The 3154-nt window shown below is 58.0% G+C and carries 1 rRNA gene; it reads left to right on the forward strand.

Annotation, left to right across the window (positions count from 1 at the left end):
• The first annotated feature begins 41 nt into the window (after positions 1-41).
• Positions 42-3147, forward strand: a 23S ribosomal RNA gene (locus JN535_RS20420).
• Positions 3148-3154 lie beyond the last annotated feature (7 nt).

A 3154-nucleotide genomic window follows, 5' to 3' on the forward strand; every position in this document is an offset into this window, starting at 1 on the left:
TTCGGGTGTGGTTCTTGGTTCTCTGCAGTTTTGTTGTTTTTGTTGAAGTTTTTAAGGGCACAGGGTGGATGCCTTGGCACTAGGAGCCGAAGAAGGACGTGGTAGCCTGCGATAAGCCTCGGGGAGCTGGCAAACGAGCTGTGATCCGAGGGTTTCCGAATGGGGGAACCCCGCACGAGTCATGTCGTGTGACCCGCACCTGAATATATAGGGTGTGTGGAGGGAACGTCGGGAAGTGAAACATCTCAGTACCGACAGGAAGAGATATTCCGTGAGTAGTGGCGAGCGAAAGCGGATGAGGCCAAACCGGGCGCGTGGTAAAGCTGTCAGGCGTTGCGTGTTCGGGGTTGTGGGACCCTTCTGGTGGATCTGACAGTCCGCCGGGGAGTGAGAAAGTCGTGTCATAGTCGAACCGCATTGAAAGGCGGACCACAGACGGTGCGAGTCCGGTAGACGAAATGGTGCGGCCTCCCGAAGGGGATCCCAAGTAGCACGGGGCCCGAGAAATCTCGTGTGAATCTGGCAAGACCACTTGCTAAGCCTAAATACTACCTAGTGACCGATAGCGGACCAGTACCGTGAGGGAAAGGTGAAAAGTACCCCGGGAGGGGAGTGAAATAGTACCTGAAACCGTGTGCCTACAATCCGTTGGAGCCTCCTTGGCTGGGGTGACAGCGTGCCTTTTGAAGAATGAGCCTGCGAGTTAGTGCTCAGTGGCGAGGTTAACCCGTGTGGGGAAGCCGTAGCGAAAGCGAGTCCGAACAGGGCGGTGTAGTCGCTGGGTCTAGACCCGAAGCGAAGTGATCTAGCCATGGGCAGGTTGAAGCGCGGGTAAGACCGCGTGGAGGACCGAACCCACCAGGGTTGAAAACCTGGGGGATGACCTGTGGTTAGGGGTGAAAGGCCAATCAAACTTCGTGATAGCTGGTTCTCCCCGAAATGCATTTAGGTGCAGCGTCACGTGTTTCTTGCCGGAGGTAGAGCTACTGGATGGCCGATGGGCCCTACAAGGTTACTGACGTCAGCCAAACTCCGAATGCCGGTAAGTGGAAGCGTGGCAGTGAGACTGCGGGGGATAAGCTCCGTAGTCGAGAGGGAAACAGCCCAGACCACCGGCTAAGGCCCCTAAGCGTGTGCTAAGTGGGAAAGGATGTGGAGTTGCACAGACAACCAGGAGGTTGGCTTAGAAGCAGCCACCCTTGAAAGAGTGCGTAATAGCTCACTGGTCAAGTGATTCCGCGCCGACAATGTAGCGGGGCTCAAGTACACCGCCGAAGCCGTGGCATCTGCGCTCAACTCAGGCCTTCGTGGTCCAGAGGCGCAGGTGGGTAGGGGAGCGTCGTGTGGGCAGTGAAGCCGCGGGGGAACCCAGTGGTGGAGCCCACACGAGTGAGAATGCAGGCATGAGTAGCGAAAGACGGGTGAGAAACCCGTCCGCCGAATGACCAAGGGTTCCAGGGCCAGGTTAATCCGCCCTGGGTAAGTCGGGACCTAAGGCGAGGCCGACAGGCGTAGTCGATGGACAAGGAGTTGATATTCTCCTACCGGCGAAGAACCGCCCATACCGAGCCCGGTGATGCTGACCGCCCAAACCTGTCCACCGGCCCTTCGGGGCCACCGGGCAGGGGCGCGCGGGACCCGAACCGGTAGTAGGTAAGCGTATTAACAGGGGTGACGCAGGAAGGTAGCCCGGCGTGGCGATGGTAGACCACGTCCAAGGCCGTAGGCCGTCTGGTAGGCAAATCCGCCAGACATGAGGCTGAGAGCTGACGGTGAGCGCACACGCGCGAACTGGGTGATCCTATGCTGCCAAGAAAAGCCTCGACGCGAGGTTCTAGCCGCCCGTACCCCAAACCGACTCAGGTGGTCAGGTAGAGAATACTAAGGCGATCGAGAGAATCGTGGTTAAGGAACTCGGCAAAATGCCCCCGTAACTTCGGGAGAAGGGGGGCCCGAAGCGTGAACACCCTCGCGGTGGGAGCGTGGACGGCCGCAGAGACCAGGGAGAAGCGACTGTTTACTAAAAACACAGGTCCGTGCGAAGTCGCAAGACGATGTATACGGACTGACGCCTGCCCGGTGCTGGAAGGTTAAGAGGACGGGTCAACCCCTCGGGGTGAAGCTCAGAATTTAAGCCCCAGTAAACGGCGGTGGTAACTATAACCATCCTAAGGTAGCGAAATTCCTTGTCGGGTAAGTTCCGACCTGCACGAATGGCGTAACGACTTCTCCGCTGTCTCAACCGCGAACTCGGCGAAATTGCACTACGAGTAAAGATGCTCGTTACGCGCAGCAGGACGGAAAGACCCCGGGACCTTTACTATAGCTTGGTATTGGTGTTCGGTGCGGCTTGTGTAGGATAGGTGGGAGACTGTGAAGCCCGTACGCCAGTGCGGGTGGAGTCAACGTTGAAATACCACTCTGGCCGCTTCGGATGTCTAACCTCGGTCCGTGATCCGGACCAGGGACAGTGCCTGGTGGGTAGTTTAACTGGGGCGGTTGCCTCCTAAAATGTAACGGAGGCGCTCAAAGGTTCCCTCAGCCTGGTTGGCAATCAGGTGTCGAGTGCAAGTGCACAAGGGAGCTTGACTGTGAGACTGACAGGTCGAGCAGGGACGAAAGTCGGAACTAGTGATCCGGCGGTGGCTTGTGGAAGCGCCGTCGCTCAACGGATAAAAGGTACCCCGGGGATAACAGGCTGATCTTGCCCAAGAGTCCATATCGACGGCATGGTTTGGCACCTCGATGTCGGCTCGTCGCATCCTGGGGCTGGAGTAGGTCCCAAGGGTTGGGCTGTTCGCCCATTAAAGCGGTACGCGAGCTGGGTTTAGAACGTCGTGAGACAGTTCGGTCCCTATCCGCTGCGCGCGCAGGAAACTTGAGAAGGGCTGTCCCTAGTACGAGAGGACCGGGACGGACGAACCTCTGGTGTGCCAGTTGTTCCGCCAGGAGCACCGCTGGTTGGCTACGTTCGGAAGGGATAACCGCTGAAAGCATCTAAGCGGGAAGCCTGCTTCAAGATGAGGTTTCCATCCCCTACGGGGGGAGAGGCACCCAGCAGAACACTGGGTCGATAGGCCGGACGTGGAAGCGGGGACGAAAGACCCGTGCAGCTGACCGGTACTAATCAGCCGACAACTTCAACACCAACACT

Origin of the sequence: Cellulosimicrobium cellulans (genome assembly GCF_016921195.1) — a bacterium.
Lineage (GTDB): Bacteria > Actinomycetota > Actinomycetes > Actinomycetales > Cellulomonadaceae > Cellulosimicrobium > Cellulosimicrobium cellulans_F.